Origin of the sequence: Arthrobacter sp. PvP023 (genome assembly GCF_017832975.1) — a bacterium.
GTDB lineage: Bacteria > Actinomycetota > Actinomycetes > Actinomycetales > Micrococcaceae > Arthrobacter.
In genome coordinates this window covers 4025510-4039403 of record NZ_JAFIBI010000001.1, presented here as the reverse complement: position 1 = coordinate 4039403, position 13894 = coordinate 4025510, and the positions used below count along the sequence as shown (strand labels likewise).

General features: G+C 67.6%; 11 protein-coding genes. 3 read left to right on the top strand and 8 right to left on the bottom strand.

What is annotated here, in order from left to right; all coding sequences use genetic code 11:
- Positions 1-98: 98 nt before the first annotated feature.
- The 6 genes from JOE31_RS18280 to JOE31_RS18255 form a co-directional block, all read right to left on the bottom strand.
- Positions 99-1769: an HNH endonuclease signature motif containing protein gene (locus JOE31_RS18280; RefSeq protein ID WP_209747023.1), complete on the bottom strand. Its 1671-nt coding sequence runs from the start codon at positions 1767-1769 to the stop codon at positions 99-101.
- A 150-nt stretch (positions 1770-1919) separates the two neighbouring features.
- Positions 1920-2594, bottom strand: coding sequence for a DUF2071 domain-containing protein (locus tag JOE31_RS18275; RefSeq protein ID WP_245199851.1), 675 nt, complete (start codon positions 2592-2594; stop codon positions 1920-1922).
- Positions 2595-2671: 77 nt separating this feature from the next.
- Complete coding sequence (locus tag JOE31_RS18270; protein ID WP_209747021.1) at positions 2672-3451, bottom strand: isocitrate lyase/phosphoenolpyruvate mutase family protein; 780 nt, start codon at positions 3449-3451, stop codon at positions 2672-2674.
- A gap of 41 nt (positions 3452-3492) precedes the next feature.
- On the bottom strand, positions 3493-3900 hold the full coding sequence (locus tag JOE31_RS18265; RefSeq protein WP_209747020.1) for a DUF1622 domain-containing protein: 408 nt from the start codon (positions 3898-3900) through the stop codon (positions 3493-3495).
- A gap of 43 nt (positions 3901-3943) precedes the next feature.
- Complete coding sequence (locus JOE31_RS18260) at positions 3944-4858, bottom strand: SDR family oxidoreductase (RefSeq protein WP_209747018.1); 915 nt, start codon at positions 4856-4858, stop codon at positions 3944-3946.
- Positions 4859-4913: 55 nt separating this feature from the next.
- A complete protein-coding gene (locus JOE31_RS18255) occupies positions 4914-5819 on the bottom strand; it encodes an MSMEG_6728 family protein (RefSeq protein WP_209747016.1) in 906 nt (301 codons plus the stop codon).
- Between the two features lie 230 nt (positions 5820-6049).
- On the opposite strand from JOE31_RS18255, the gene JOE31_RS18250 reads away from it, so the two are divergent.
- The gene (locus JOE31_RS18250; protein ID WP_209747014.1) at positions 6050-6622 is read left to right on the top strand and encodes a hypothetical protein; all 573 of its coding nucleotides are present in this window, start codon (positions 6050-6052) and stop codon (positions 6620-6622) included.
- 83 nt (positions 6623-6705) lie between these two features.
- On the opposite strand, the gene JOE31_RS18245 is transcribed toward JOE31_RS18250, so the two are convergent.
- Together JOE31_RS18245 and JOE31_RS18240 are read right to left on the bottom strand one after the other, a co-directional pair.
- The gene (locus tag JOE31_RS18245) at positions 6706-7401 is read right to left on the bottom strand and encodes a transglycosylase family protein (protein WP_245199257.1); all 696 of its coding nucleotides are present in this window, start codon (positions 7399-7401) and stop codon (positions 6706-6708) included.
- A gap of 271 nt (positions 7402-7672) precedes the next feature.
- Positions 7673-10270 carry an excinuclease ABC subunit UvrA gene (locus tag JOE31_RS18240; protein ID WP_209747012.1) on the bottom strand — a complete coding sequence of 866 codons (2598 nt, stop codon included), beginning with the start codon at positions 10268-10270 and terminating at the stop codon, positions 7673-7675.
- Between the two features lie 48 nt (positions 10271-10318).
- Between JOE31_RS18240 and JOE31_RS18235 the strand changes: the two genes are divergently transcribed.
- Both JOE31_RS18235 and JOE31_RS18230 read left to right on the top strand, forming a co-directional pair.
- Positions 10319-11455 (top strand): adenosine deaminase, encoded by a 1137-nt coding sequence (locus JOE31_RS18235; RefSeq protein WP_245199256.1) that lies wholly within the window; start codon positions 10319-10321, stop codon positions 11453-11455.
- Positions 11456-11584: 129 nt separating this feature from the next.
- Positions 11585-13882 (top strand): FdhF/YdeP family oxidoreductase, encoded by a 2298-nt coding sequence (locus JOE31_RS18230; RefSeq protein WP_209747010.1) that lies wholly within the window; start codon positions 11585-11587, stop codon positions 13880-13882.
- The last annotated feature ends 12 nt before the right edge of the window (positions 13883-13894 follow it).

Below are 13894 nucleotides of genomic sequence, written 5' to 3'. Positions count from 1 at the left end.
TAGGAAGTTAATAGGACTCCGAACAGTCCCTGGCCCGAAAACCCAACGAAGTACCAGTAGGACATCTCGTAAGAACGTCGGGCCGGCATGGTGCAGCATCACTCGGGCCTGAAGTAGTTGTTTCGTTGTGGTTTTTGGCGTGGGTCGATGTGGGGTGGCGGGATGAACCACGGGATCCCGGTTTTGACCTGGATGTGCCACTGTTCCTTGTGGATCAGGTGGTGGTGCTGGGAGCAAAGCAGCGTGCCGTTCTCGGTGCTGGTGGTTCCGCCGTGTGACCAGTAGGTGATGTGGTGGGCTTCGCACCAGGGGGCGGGGATGGTGCAGCCCGGGAACGCGCAGCCTTGGTCGCGGGCGGTGAGGGCTTTGCGGATGTGGGGCGGGAAGATCCGGGTGGTCCTGCCGATGTCCAGGACGCGGCCCTGGCTGCCGAGGAGGACGGGGATGATGTCGGCGTCGCAGGCAATCTTCCGTACCGTGGCGGCGGTGACGGGCCCGGTGAACGTGAACGAGCCCGTGCCGGGGATGCCTAGGGTGCCGGTTGGCCTGTCGCTGTTGTGGTCGAGCCGGTCGAGGCGGTCCAGGAGGTCGCGGTAGTCGATGGTGACCATGACCTGGGGACGCAGACCGCCGGCAGCGGGGAGGTTTCCGGTGGCGAGTGTGGTCTTGGCGGCGCCGACGAGGCCGTCCAGGAGCTGCTGGGGCCGGGTCCGCCGGTCCAGATCCTGTTCGCCTGGTTGGGTGCGGGGGTTGGTGGCGGTGTTCATCACGGTCAGGAGGGGTTCGTACTGGTCCGGGGTGGCGAAGAATTCCACGTGGTGCAGTCCGCGGCGGGGTTTCCGGATGAAGACGCCCTGCCGGTGCCGGAGCTCCTCCTCGGAGGGTTCGCTGCCGTCCTGGTCGGCCGCGTCAACCAGTTGCCGGGTGACGCGGGCGACGAAGTCGGTGTCGTTCTCGGCCGCGGTGCGGGTCAGGGTGTGTTCCATCCGGGCCATGGTGTCCGCGGGGGCGTGGTGCCGGACCCGGTCCAGGGCGACGGTGATGATCGTCGCGGAACGGGAGCTTACCGACCCGGACGCGACGGCCGCGGCGAGCACGGGCCGTTCCGGAGGTTGGGGGTGGCCGGTGATCCCGGCCCGGGGCAGCACGGCTTCGGCCAGGGCGAGCCGGCGGCGGGCTTCCCCGGCACCGATCCGCAGTCTCATACGCAGGAACTCGGTGGTGTTCCGGCACCCGTCATCGGCCGGATCCGGATCGTTGGACCTCGGCGTTCCCGGGCCGTCATCCGGTTGGGCCTGCGTCCCGGTCGCCCAGCCGATCGGCCCATGCACAGCCGTCTCGTTGCCCCACCCGGTGGTCCAGCCAACGGCCGCACCCGAACCCGAGCCAGCCCGCGCAGCAGCTGCAGCAGCACTGGCCTCGCGCCGCGACCGGTCCACCGCCCCGGCAGCAACCACCTGCAAATATTCAGCGGCCCGGGAGATGTCCTCCACCAGGGCGGCGAAGTCAGCCGCCTCCCGGAAACCCAACACCGCAGCGTCCGCGACCGCCGTCGAACTAATGGCCTCCAGCAGCTCAAGGCACCGGGACAGCTCACCGGAACCAACGCCGTCGAACGCTAAAGCCTCAGGACGCCGCGGCCCCGCGGGGACGCTCCGCAGGCTACGGACTGAACCCGGCGAAACAGCGGCCGCGGGTGAAGCAGCAGCAGCGGGCAGCTTGGCCCACCGCAATGCCCCTCCTGCTGCAAGTTCCCCCGTGACTTCCATGGGGTAACTATGCCAAAGACCTACGACAAAATAGCTGCGTCACCCCTTGGTGGCCCGGAAGATCGTTGAGCCGCGCAGCCAAGAGCGAACGAATACTTGCGCCCCTGCCTGGCGGTGCTTCTCGAGGCGGCCCCCGAGGAGCGCCGCCCCCTACCCAAGCACCCGCGCCCGGCCAAACTGGGTCCGGACGCCGGGGGAGAACAGCACGGACTCGGGCGGACCTGCCACCTCGAGTCCGGCGGCGCTGATCAACCCGTCCTCCAGGACCGTCAGCTCAGCCCGGTACAGCGGCCAGGGCGAATGGGTGTTCGGGATATACAGCGTCCGGTCGCGGAAGCGGGAGTGCAGGCCGAACCTGGCAGTGAGGTGGACGGACAGCGGGTCCGCCGCGGCGTCGTCGAGCGCCGGCACCACCGCGAAGTCACTTCGGGCCCCGCGCCGGAACCGCCGCACCGAATAGCCGGTGGACGGGCTGCCGGGGTAGGCGGCACGGAAGCGGGTGTGTGACCACACATACGGAATGCCGGCCGCGCGTGCGGCCAGCACCACGGCCAGCCGGTCCGCGTCCAGGCTCAGGAAGACCACGCCCCGGGTGCCGTCCGGTTCCCGCGAGTACAGCCGGACGTTGATCTCGTTGAAGTCCCCGAAGAACGGCACTGCGGGGCCTCGTCCGATGCCTGCTTTCTGCATGCGGAAGCCGATCAGTCCCACCCATGCCGAGCCGTCGAAAACGTCCGGCACCACCCCGGGCGGCATGAACGCTGCCGCCGCCGCTTCGGGGATGCGCCAGTGCAGGAACACTGCATCGGTCCACCGCTGGTCCATGATCACCGGGGCGGGCAGCTCCGGCGGCTCCGGCCACGGGTCCGGCAATCCCACGCCGTGCAGCTCCGGCCCGGCCACTAGTTGAGTGCCCGTGTTCCCTGGGGCAGCGCGCCCCCGGCCAGGAGCCCGGCGGTGGCGTCGGCAAAGGCCGTCAGGGCAACCCGCTGGGTCCAGGGGCCGTAGGAAATGCGTGCCACGCCCAGCTCCTGAAGCTTCGCCGGGGCAAGCGATCCCGGAACGTTGATGACGGACACCTTGTTCCGGCCGATGCCCTCAACGAGGGCGGCCACGGTGGGCTCGTCCAGCAGGCCGGGAACGAAAACGGTGGTTGCTCCCACGTCGAGGAACGCGCGGCCCCGTTCGATGGCGTCGGCAAGTACGTCAGCGGGGTCGCGGTCCTTGCCCTTGAGGAAAGCATCGGTGCGTGCGTTGAGGACGAAATCGATGCCTTCGGCCTGGCCTGCCTGGACGGCGGAGGCCATCTGGGCAACGGCGTCGGCCAGCGGGCGCATCTGGTCTTCGATGTTGGCGCCGACGATTCCCACCCCGATCGCCTTCCGGATTGTCTCGCCCGGGCTGCCGTAGCCGGATTCGAGGTCCGCGCTGACCGGGAGGCTGGTGGACGCGGCAATGCGCCCCGCCGCTTCGATCATGAGGTCCACGGGGATGTTCTCGCCGTCCTCATAGCCAAGCGAAGCCGCAATGGAGTGGCTGGCTGTGGCCAGGGCGGCGGTGCCCGGGACATCCGCGGCAACCTTGGCAGTGATGGCGTCCCAGACGTTGATGACCTGAAGGATTTCCGGCGCCTGGTGGAGGCGGAGCAGTTCAGAGGCTTTAGCTGCGTTGTTGTGAGTCATGCAGCGAGCCTAACCGAGGGCGCTGACAGCCGAGAAGGCTTTCAGCCCTCAGGTGATGAGCCCGACGCTCCGGCTGAGGCTGCCGCGCCGGCGGGCTGTTTCTGCCAGGGCCAGCGGCCGGTGATCTCGAGCTCCAGCGAGAAGCTCAGGAAGGTCCGGATAAGCACGATGATCGCCAGCACACCCACGCTCTCGAAGGTCGGCGTCACGGCGACCGTACGGATGATGTCCGCCGCCACCAGGAGTTCAAGGCCCAACAGGATTGAACGGCCCAGCAGCTGCCGGTAGGAGCGGTACACGGAAAGCGGTTCGGAGCCAGGCGGCAGACGTCTCGGCTGGAATCCGCGCAGGGCCATGGGGATGGACACGACGGCGCCGATCACCATAACGGCGACGCCGGCAAAGTCCATGAACCGGCCCACCGATTCGATGATGTGCTGGAAATCCACTGTTCCCCCTACAAGGCTTCGGATACGGAAAAGCGCAGCGGCATCACGGGTGCCTGACGCCTTCGCCGGCCAGGATCGCGCGGTACCCCTCGCGGAAGGTGGGGTAGGAAAACTCGAACCCGGTGCTGCGGAGCAGGGCATTGCTGCACCGTTTGTTGCCGCCGCGGGACGGTTCGCCGCCGGCCGCGCCGCCACTGTCACCAGCCGGAACGTCCGACGACGGCCGCGGGAGTCCCAGCTCGTCGGCCAGGAAACGCTGGACTTCGCCGAGCTCCGCGGGATCGTTGTCCACGCCGAGGTACACGGGTCCGGGTTCGGCGGCCATAGTGCAGAGGTGCACGATCGCCGCGGCGGCGTCGTCGCGGTGGATGCGGTTGGTGTACCGCGGTTCCGCCGGAGCCACCGCAGTTCCTGAGCGGACCTGGTCGATCAGCCGGGTCCGCCCCGGCCCGTAAATGCCGCCCAGGCGAAGCACCACGGGGGTGATCCCGGTGCCGGGCAGGCGCCGGTGCAGCAGGTCCTCGGCCTCGCGGATGATGCGGCCGGAGAATCCGCCCGGTGCCGGCGTCGTGCTTTCATCCACCCAGCCGCCGTCCGCGTCGCCGTACACGGCGGTGGAGGAGACGAACAACACGCGGCGCAGCGGTGAAGGCGCCGCGGCGCCGTCGTGCTCGCGTGCGCGTTCCAGCGCATCCAGAACGTTAGACAGTCCGTCCACGTAGGCGGCCCGGTAGGCCTCTTCGGTGGGGGAGTCGGCCGCAACCGCGATGACGACGGCGGTGGTGTCCGCCGGGATCTGCGGCAGCGGCGGAACGGTCAAGTCAGCCGCGACACCCTCGATGGCGGCCGGTAGCTTGTCGGGCGACCGCCGCCAGCCCACCACGCGGTGGCCGGCGGCCGCGAAACGCAGCCCGGCCTCGGTACCCAGATCGCCGCAGCCGGCCATAAGAACAGTCATACGGGCCAGTCTGCCAGAGCGGCGGCGAAGCCTTGGCCAGGCTCGGGGATTACGGCTAGGGCGCCGGAATCGGGAAGAACAGCCGGGGGTCCTGCAGCAGGGCGGGGTAGTCGAACGAGGAGCGTTCCACAACGTCCGTCACCTGGAAGTTCCGGGCGAAACGTCCGTCCACCGTGATGGGGCGCCCCTGGACCTTGCCGACCGCGAACGTGGCGCCGCCGTCGAACGGGACAGCGATGGCCGAATTGCCGGGGAGGGTGCGGAAGGCCTCCTCCTGCTGCTGGCGCTTCCGGGTGGGCTTCTTCACCAATTGCTTGGGCGGCCGCTTCTTGGGGTTCTTGGCGGGGCGGCGCGAGTCGGTGTCGGCGTAGACGAACTCGTACTCTTCGGACTGGGCGGCGGCCTTCGCGGCGCGGCCGACCTCCGGCAGGCTGATGGTGTCGAGCTTGTCCGGGGCGGTGTCGCCCACCTGGGCACGCAGGATCCAGAGCCGGTCACCGACCGGATCCTCCGGGAGGAACTCATGCCGGGGTTCGGGCCAGACATACTCGAGGTCCGCGGGTGTTCCGGGGAACAGTTCGCTGTAGAAGCGCGGTTCCTTCTGCAGCAGCCGGGAGCGGTGGCTCAGGTGGAGGTCGGGCTCGCCAAGCCACGGCGGCATGGGGATCTTGGCCGCGTAGGCCGCGTGGTCAGCCTGCGGGGCAAATTCGGCGATCTTGGCCCGGGTGGTGTCCTCGCCGCCGCGGGCGATCCATTCATCAGCGATGGCCAGGCCATACATGGTCAGCGCGGGAACGTAGCCCATCCACATGCGGATGGCCGGGTGCGACTGCCAGCCGTACTCCGGGATCACCAGCGCACGCAGTGTCTGCAGCGCCTCGACACGCTGCTTGCCGAGCCGCACGCGGTCAAGGACCGCGGCACTCTGCTGGAAATCTGGATAGGGAAGGAAAGTCTGCATCCTTCAAGTGTGGAGGTGCCGGGGTCCAAGACCAAATGGCGGCGGCCGCCGCGCACCCGCTGAGGCGGCGGCGTTGCAGCGGCAAAACGCTGGTAGGCTGTGAGCGGCCTGAGAGCAGTGCGGCGTAGTTTACTGGACCGTATGCTGAGACGGGGGCGACAACACGGTCACAATTTCACTAAGATGACCCCAATCAAATCCCGCCTCAGCCACCCTCCGGAAGACACGAAATGACACTTACCCAAGCAGTTCCGTTCACGCCGAAGTTCGGACAAATGCTGAGCCCGGAAGCCAAAGGCATCCTGGTGCTTGATGAATTCACCATCGACCCGGAAGCGGCCCGCAAGGAGCAGCACGGCTTCCGCGCCGCCATCGGTTCTGTTGCCCTGAAACTCCGGCGCATCGTTGCCCTCCGCCTGTTCATCGCGGTAGTGGCCATCGCCAACCTCCCCCTGTTCCTGCTGTCCACCGGTTGGTGGATCTACGCCGTGTCCCTCGCCGTTGTAGTCGGGGTGCACGCAGCGGTCTCGTGGCTCAACGCGCATGAGCCGAAGGTCCGCCAGCGCCACTCGCTGGAGCTGCACCTGCACCGCGAACGCAGCGACAACTACCGCAAGGTGCGCGATGCCGTGAAGTTCGTGATCGATTCGCCGGCGCGCATGAACGAGCACCTCTACCTCGAGCTCCTGGCAGCCAAGCGGGTGGCCCTGCACCTGCACATCGGCACTGTGGCCCTTCTGGACACCAGCGACGACTCCGCCTGGAAAGTCCGGATCGTCCGCGAACTGCCGCAGGCGGCGTGAACTAACTTAAGAAACAACGACGCCGGAGCTCCCCGCCAAGGGAACGCTCCGGCGTCGTTGTTTAACGCTCTGCTACCTAAACCCTAGGCAGGCAGCTGCAGAACCTGTCCAGCAAGCACCAGGTCGGGATCCACGATGGTGTCCGTGTTGGCATCGGCAAGGGTCTGCCAGCCGCCCGTGATGTCCAGCTTCTCCGCGATGGTGCTCAGGGTCTCACCGGCCTCCACCGTGTAGGTTTCGCCGCTCAACGGAACCTGTGCGGCGTGGCGGGGTTCGGCCTGGGCGGGTGCCACTGCGGCAGACGCGGCCTGGACCGGAGCCTGTGCGGCCTGTACCGGTACCTCGGCGGGGGCCGGGGTGACCGGGACGCTCGGTGCGGGTGCTCCACCGCCGCCGCTAAGGCCCAGGCTGGCTGCACAAGCAGGCCAGGCACCCCAGCCCTGGCTGGCCTGGACGTTCTCGGCGACGGCGATCTGCTGCTCGCGGGTGGCGTTTGCCGCCGATCCGGTGCCGCCGTAGGCCGCCCAGGTGCTATCGGTGAACTGGAGTCCGCCGCTGAAACCGTTGCCGGTGTTGGTGCTCCAGTTGCCGCCGCTCTCGCACTGGGCGAGGGCGTCCCAGGTGCTGGTGCTGGTTACGGTGGGCACGGCCGCGTTGGCGGCTGTGGCGGACAGTGCGAGTCCTGCCGCGGAAACGGCGGCCAGCGTCACTCCGCGGCGCGCGGCGGTCCCCAGTTTGGATTTGCCCATGGGGGTGTTCATGCGAGTGGAAGTGTTCATGGAAGTGGATGCTCCTGAGGGCCACCTGCGCTCGGTCCGTCCCCGGACGTTGTCGCGCCACTGCCCGCCCCTGACGAACTAGAGGTCATGTACGGTGTCTGCCGGCCGGGCAGTAACTGGTGGTGGCAGCACCGGGCATTCGTTGTCCCGCTCGGCGGGATCACGTTCCACGCTAGGACAGTGCCGGTGCGTTATCAAATCGAAATAGATATCCGCCATGGTGTGGATGCGTGCGGGGCGTGATTGCCGGTGCTCTCAACGATCCAGCGCCTCATTGGTCCAGCGCCGTCGCCAGGTACGGCGCCGTCCGGCTCCGGGCGGAACGGGCGACGTCGGACGGCGTACCGGACGCCACGATCTCACCGCCGGCGTCGCCACCGGCAGGCCCGAGATCGATCACCCAGTCCGCGGCGGCCACCACGTCCATCTCGTGCTCCACCACAATGACGGTGTTTCCGGCGTCCACCAGGCCGTGCAGCTGGGCCATGAGCAGTTGGACGTCCGCAGGGTGGAGTCCTGTGGTGGGCTCGTCCAGCAGGTAGAGGGTGTGGCCGCGGCGGGCACGCTGGAGTTCCGTGGCCAGCTTGATCCGCTGCGCTTCGCCGCCCGAGAGCTCGGTGGCGGGCTGGCCCAGCCGGAGGTAGCCCAGGCCAACGTCGCGCAGGGTCTGCAGGCTGCGGGCAGCGGCCGGGACGCCGGCAAGGAAGTCCGCGGCGGCGTCCACCGTCATGGCCAGCACTTCGGCCACGTTCTTGCCGTTGTAGGTCACCTCCAGCGTCTCCGGGTTGTAGCGCGAACCCCCGCACTCGGGGCAGGGGCCGTAGCTTCCCGGCAGGAAGAGGAGCTCAACGGCCACGAACCCTTCGCCCAGGCAGGTCTCGCAGCGTCCGCCTGCCACGTTGAAGGAGAACCGGCCGGCGCCGAACCGGCGGGCACGTGCCTGCCCGGTGGCGGCGAATTCCTTGCGCACCGCGTCGAACAGCCCGGTGTACGTGGCCAGGTTGGACCGCGGCGTGCGGCCGATCGGCTTCTGGTCCACCCGCACCAGACGGTCAATCCGCTCTATTCCGCTGGTTTCTGCCACGGCTTCGGCAACGATGAGCGGTTCTCCGGACCCGGCGTCCCCGGATTCCAGATCCTCGGCGGTTACCTCCGCAACCGCCGCAGCGTCACCCGCCTGCGGGCGGAGCCGCGCCCCCACCACCTCGGCAAGGACCTGGCTCACCAGCGTTGACTTGCCCGAGCCGGAAACGCCCGTGACCGCCGTCAGGATACCCAGCGGGAATTCCGCATCGAGATTGCGGAGGTTGTGCCGGCTGATGCCCTTCAATCCGAGCCAGCCGTCCGCTTGCCGGCGCGCACCGCCGTCGTTCGTCCCGCCGTCGCGCTGTCCGCCGCCGTTGCTCCCGCCGCCGCCGGGGAACAGGAAGGGCCGCGTAACGGACGACTCCACGTCCGCCAGCCCCGCAACAGGGCCGCTGTAGAGGATCTCGCCGCCGCCTTCTCCGGCGCGGGGCCCAACGTCAACCAGCCAATCGGCCCGGCGGACCACGTCCATGTTGTGTTCCACCACGAACACCGAATTCCCGGAGGATTTGAGCGCTTCGAGCACAGCCTGCAACGGTTCGGCGTCGGCGGGGTGGAGCCCGGCGGACGGTTCGTCCAGTACGTACACCACTCCGAACAGCCCGGAGCGCAGCTGGGTGGCGATCCGCAGCCGCTGCATCTCGCCGGGGGAGAGCGTGGGTGTGGCCCTGCCCAGGGCGAGGTAGCCCAGGCCCAGCTCCAGCAGGACGGTGATCCGCAGCAGGAGGTCGCGGGTGATGGCGACGGCCACTTCGTTGGTCTCGCCCGAGGCCGCACCACGGCTGGCCGTCCCGGCGTCCTTCAGCTCGCTGGTGGGCCGGATGACCTCGGCCAGTTCGGCCATGGGTACGGCGTTGAGCTCGGCGATGGTGCGTCCCGCGAAGGTCACGGCCAGGGCGTCGGGCGTCAGTCCGCTTCCGCCGCAGCGCTCGCACGGTCCCGTTTCCATGAACCGGAGAACGCGCTGGCGCATGGTGTCGCTCTTGGAGTCGGCCAGCGTGTGGAGCACGTAGCTCTTGGCGCTCCAGAAGCGGCCTTTGTAGGGTTTGGCCACCCGGTCCCGCTTCGGCGTCACCTCCACCACGGGCTGTTCCTCGGTAAACAGGATCCAGTCGCGGTGCTTCTTGGGCAGCTTCCGCCAGGGGATGGTGACGTCGTAGCCGAGGTGGCTGAGGATGTCGCGGAGGTTCTTGCCCTGCCACGCACCCGGCCAGGCCGCAATGGCGCCGTCGGCGATGCTCAGCGAGGTGTCCGGGACCAGGGAAGATTCGCTGACCGTGTGGGCAATGCCCAGGCCATGGCAGACGGGGCAGGCGCCGGCGGCCGTGTTGGGCGAAAACGCGTCCGAATCCAGCTGTGCCGTGCCTTCCGGATACGTGCCGGCACGGGAGAACAGCATGCGCAGCGAGTTGGACAGCGTGGTCACCGTACCCACGGTGGACCGGCTGCTCGGCGTGCCGCGCCGTTGTTGAAGGGCGACGGCGGGAGGCAGCCCCGTGATCAGCTCCACTTTGGGATTGTGCCCCTGCTGGATGAGGCGCCGCGCGTACGGGGCCACGGATTCGAAATAGCGGCGCTGGGCTTCTGCGTAGATGGTGCCGAAGGCGAGGGATGACTTGCCGGAACCGGAGACGCCGGTGAACGCGACGATGGCATCCCGGGGCACGTCCACGTCCACGTTGCGCAGGTTGTTTTCCCGGGCTCCGCGCACCCGGACGAATCCATCGGTGGGGTGGTCCGGAGTCAGGAAGGGCACATTGGAAGCCTGCTTGTTATGTTGCATCGGTTCGACTCTATCGGTGCGCGGGCGCTGCGGGCATATCCTTACCGGATGGAAACTTACGACGGCGCGCCCGAACCCGGCGGCGCGTCAGCACTCAGCGATGCTCCTGTCCACGCCCCCGAGCAGGCCCCGGCGGCCCAGGCCGGCACCGAAGAAGCTGTAGCGGCCCAGACCGACGCCGAAGAGGCCGTGGCGGACCAGCCCGTCAAACTTCTGCCGGTGGCCGAGCTGCACCTCCACATCGAGGGGACCCTGGAGCCGGAGCTGATTTTCGCGCTGGCCGAACGGAACGGCATCACGCTGCCGTACGCGGACCTGGACGAGCTGCGCGCCCGCTACGAGTTCACGGACCTGCAGTCCTTCCTGGACCTGTACTACGCCAACATGGCCGTTCTGCAGACGGAGCAGGACTTCGCGGACATGACCCGCGCGTACCTGGAGCGGGCGGCGGCCGCGGGAGTGCGGCACGCCGAGATCATGATGGACCCGCAGGCCCACGTGTCCCGCGGGATCCCGCTCCAGACCTGCGTGAACGGTGTTGCGTCCGTGCTGGCGACTTCCCTGGAGGAGTTCGGGGTGTCCACCCTGCTTATCGCCGCGTTCCTGCGCGACCTGCCCGAGGAATCGGCCCTCGACGTCCTGGAGCAGCTGCTGGCAATGAACGCGCCCATCGCCGGCATCGGCCTGGATTCAGCCGAGGTGGGCAATCCTCCGGCCAAATTTGAACGGCTCTTCGCCCGGGCGAAGGAGGCCGGCCTGCACCGGATAGCGCACGCCGGAGAGGAGGGCCCGCCGTCGTACATCATCGATGCGCTGGAACTGCTGGACGTGGAGCGGATCGATCACGGCATCCGCTGCATGGAGGACCCCGATCTGGTGGAACACCTCGTGGCGGAGCGCGTGCCGCTGACCGTGTGCCCGTTGTCCAATGTGCGGCTCCGTGCCGTGGACACCCTGGCCGAGCACCCGCTTCCGGCAATGCTCGCTGCGGGACTGAACGTCAGCGTGAACTCGGACGATCCCGCGTACTTCGGCGGGTACGTGGACGACAACTTCGTGCAGCTGCAAACCGTTTTGGGGTTGTCCGAGTTCGACCGGGTCCGGCTTGCCTCCAACTCCATCCGGTCCTCCTTCGCGGACGAGGAACGCAAGACCGAGCTGCTCGCGGAGCTCGGCTACTCCTGAGTTGGCGCGGGCCCGGCGGGTGGTTGCGGCGTCCATCCATAACTGCTAATCCTGAGGGCAGGTCCTGTCCGCGGGGACACCAGTTCGAAGCAGCACTGAGCAGCAAGTCCGAGTCAAGGAGGGCGCAGCATGCCCCGGAAGACCCCTCGTGTGGAAGAAGCCGACGAAAACAACCTTGAGGTGGGCAAACCAAAGGAGTGGGCCGCTGGTTTCCCCGGCGTCTACCACTCCATGAAGCCTGCCATCGAGAAGATGGGCGTCGAGCGGTCCCGCAAGACGTTGCTGGCCTTGAACCAGAAGGACGGCTTCGACTGCATGAGTTGCGCGTGGCCGGACCCCGGTCACCGCAAGACGTTCGAGTTCTGCGAGAACGGTGCCAAGGCTGTCACGTGGGAGGCCACCCCGGTGCTTGTCCCTGCGGAATTCTGGGCGGAGCACCCGGTCAGCGAACTGCGGGGGATGTCCGAGTACTGGCTCGGGATGCAGGGGCGGTTGACCGAACCGGTATACAAGCCCGCGGGGGAGGACCATTACCGGCCCGTCAGCTGGAACGAAGCCTTTTCCATCCTGGGCGGCAAGCTTAAGAGCCTGGCGAGCCCCGACGAGGCTGCGTTCTATACCAGCGGCCGGACCTCTAACGAGGCCGCCTTCCTGTACCAGTTGTTCGTGCGGGCATACGGAACCAACAACCTGCCGGACTGTTCCAACATGTGCCATGAGTCCTCCGGCTGGGGCATGGGCCAGACCATCGGCATCGGCAAGGCCACCATCTCCTACGACGATTTCGCCCAGGCGGACCTGATCATCATCATGGGGCAGAACCCGGGCACCAACCACCCGCGCATGCTCACCGCCCTCGAGGAAGCCAAGGAAGCCGGCGGCGAGATCGTTGCCGTCAACCCGCTGCCCGAGGCCGGACTGCGCCGGTATAAGAACCCGCAGAAGGTCAAGGGCATCGTGGGACACGGCACGCAGATAGCCGACCAGTTCCTGCAGATCCGGCTGGGCGGGGACATGGCGCTCCTGCAGGCGGTGTCCAAGCGCGTTCTCGACGCCGAAGCCAGGAACCCGGGCAGCGTGCTGGACCACCAGTTCCTCCAGGAGCATTGCCAAGGGCTGGAGGAACTCAAGGAGCACCTCGCCGAACTGGATGAGCGCGAAGTGCTTGAGGCCACCGGCCTGCGCCGCGAAGAAATCGACGAACTGGCCGAGCGCTACCTGAGGGCCGAGAAGGTCATCATCACCTGGGCCATGGGCATCACGCAGCATAAAAAGGGCGTGGCCACCATCAAGGAGATCATCAACCTCCTGCTGCTGCGGGGAAACATGGGCAAACCCGGTGCAGGAGCGTCCCCGATCCGCGGCCACAGCAATGTCCAGGGCGACCGCACCATGGGCATCTGGGAACAGATGCCGCCGGCTTTCCTGGATGCCTTGGGCAAGGAGTTCAACTTCGATCCGCCCCGGGAGCACGGCGCAGACGCCGTGGAAACCATTCGAAGGATGCGCGACGGCGACATCAAGGTCTTCGTGGGCCTTGGCGGCAACCTGGTGGGGGCGATCTCCGACTCCCAGGCAGCCGAAGGCGCCATGGAGAACACTGAGATGACCGTGCAGATCTCCACAAAGCTCAACCGCTCCCACACGGTGACAGGCAAGGAAGCCCTGATCCTGCCCACCATGGGACGTACCGAGATCGACATGCAGGCCTCCGGCCCGCAGTTCGTGTCGGTGGAGGACACCGTCTGCGCCGTCCACGCCTCCCACGGCACGGTACGGCCCGTGGCACCGGACCTGCTCTCGGAAGTGGCCATCATCAGCAGGCTGGCCCGCGCCACCCTGGACGGGAAGACCGACGCCGACTGGGCCGGGTTCGAGCGCGACTACGACCTCATCCGCGACCATATCTCCCATGTGGTGGCGGGCTGCGAGGACTACAACCGGAAGATCCGCCAGAAGGGCGGTTTTGTGCTCCCCAACGGACCCCGGGACTCGCGCACGTTCCCCACGCCCACGGGCAAGGCCATGCTCACCGTCAACCACCTGGAGCACGTGCAGCGCCCGGCCGGCACACTGATCCTGCAATCCATGAGGTCGCACGACCAGTTCAACACCACCATCTACGGCCACGACGACCGCTACCGCGGCATCCGGAAGGGCCGCGACGTGGTCTTTGTCAGCCCCGAGGACATCGCCGAGCTGGGCCTGTCCGATGGCCAGCACGTGGACATCCACGGGGTGTACGAGGACAACGTGAAGCGAGTGCTCCGGAAGTTCCGTGTGGTCTCGTACCCTACGGCCCGGGGGTGCGCGGCGGCCTACTATCCGGAAGCCAACGTGCTGGTTCCGCTGGAAAGCGTGGCCGAGGGCAGCAACACCCCGGTGTCCAAGGCCGTCATTGTGCGGTTGGAGCCCAGCACCGCGTAGCTACTGGGCGGC